Here is a 1,082-nt window from a genome sequence, read left to right as displayed (position 1 = left end):
TAAGTTGACAAAAATAACTAATCATGCGAAAAGGTTTTTTTAGTTAACAGATGTTCACACATGCCTCGGATTGTTTCTGTACCACTTAGTTTAGAACAGCGAGAACGACTCATTTTTCTGGCCAAACATGCAAAACATTGGCGTGAAAGACAACGTGCCCAAACTATTCTCTGGCTTTCCGAAGGTAAAAGTGTTGCAGAAGTTGCCACTCTACAAGAACGTATCCCAGAAACCATAAGGCTACAACGCCGACGTTGGGAATTGTATGAGTTTGAATCGATTAAAGAAGGTCATCGCTCAGGTCGACCCAATACATTGATCTCAGACTATCAGGCGAAAATCTTAGATTGGGTCAATACAAGTCCACTCAATGCAGAACAAATCCGAGTCAAACTACATGAAGAATACGAAGTGTCCGTGTCTGTTGAAACCATTCGTAAGTTTTTACGTGATTCAGGTATGGTCTTCAAGCGTACCCGTCATAGCTTGAAAAAAAAGAGATCCGATTGTATTTGAACAAGCAACACAGCAGATTGAAGAATTACGAGAGCAAGCGGCACGTGGTGAAATTATATTAGGTTATGTTGATGAAACAGGGTTTTCATCTACACCTGATAACCGCTATGCGTGGACAAAGATAGGTAATGTTCATGCGGTTGATGCAATAAGATTAAAACGAGTTAATGTCATGGGGTGTTTGCTTTCAACGGGGAAACTGGTGACAAGTTGTTTACAAGAGTCAGTTACAAGCACTTGGTTTTATGCCTATTTAACTGGAATAGCTCAACAAGTTAAACAGACGTATAACCTTCCATTGGTTCTTATTGTTGATAATGCCTCGATTCATAGAAGTAAAAAGATGGCTGATTACAGAGAGCTACTTAAAACTAACTTTTCGACGAATCTGTATTTTATTCCAGCTTATAGCCCTGAGTTAAATCGAATCGAGATGGTATGGAAGCAGATGAAATATTATTGGCGAGATTTTCAAGTCATGACAGCTGATAAAATAGAGCAATGGGTGGAGAAAGTATCAAACCAATTCGGAAAAGAATACATGTTTACTTTTTAATGACAACTTA

At 38.6% G+C, this 1,082-nt stretch carries 2 protein-coding genes; both read left to right on the top strand.

Annotated features, from left to right (window positions below):
• Positions 1–60 precede the first annotated feature (60 nt).
• Entirely contained in the window at positions 61–516 is a 456-nt protein-coding gene (locus FTU83_RS17285; RefSeq protein ID WP_004973749.1) for a helix-turn-helix domain-containing protein, read from the top strand.
• On the top strand, positions 506–1,072 hold the full coding sequence (locus tag FTU83_RS17280) for an IS630 family transposase (RefSeq protein WP_111886146.1): 567 nt from the start codon (positions 506–508) through the stop codon (positions 1,070–1,072). The genes FTU83_RS17285 and FTU83_RS17280 overlap by 11 nt, the downstream gene beginning before the upstream one ends.
• Positions 1,073–1,082: the final 10 nt, after the last annotated feature.

It is taken from the genome of Acinetobacter sp. YH12152 (genome assembly GCF_013418285.1).
Classification (GTDB): Bacteria; Pseudomonadota; Gammaproteobacteria; order Pseudomonadales; family Moraxellaceae; genus Acinetobacter; species Acinetobacter amyesii.
The sequence above is the reverse complement of the archived record's forward strand: the minus strand, read 5'-3'. Positions and strand labels throughout refer to the sequence as shown.